Annotated in this window: 1 pseudogene; it reads right to left on the bottom strand. The window is 43.2% G+C overall.

Features of this window, described 5'->3' with window-relative positions:
• A pseudogene (locus G4D82_RS14350) lies at nucleotides 1-294 on the bottom strand (hypothetical protein); the annotation flags it as partial.

Consider the following 294-nt stretch of genomic DNA (forward strand, 5'->3'; position numbering starts at 1 on the left):
TTCCGGTTGTTGTATTATCTACAGTCGATGGCGACCAAGTTCCAGAGATTCCATTAGAAGAAACTAAAGGAAGAACAGGAGCAGTATCACCAGCGCAGATTTCAGTATCCAAACCATTGAAAGTTGGTACCAATTGATTCACAGTTACTGTTACCACAAACGCAGCAGTAGCACACTGACCAGCATCAGGCGTGAAAGTGTAAGTTCCGGTTGTTGTATTATCTACAGTCGATGGCGACCAAGTTCCAGAGATTCCATTAGAAGAAACTAAAGGAAGAACAGGAGCAGTATCAC

It is taken from the genome of Flavobacterium lotistagni (assembly GCF_011392125.1).
GTDB lineage: Bacteria > Bacteroidota > Bacteroidia > Flavobacteriales > Flavobacteriaceae > Flavobacterium > Flavobacterium lotistagni.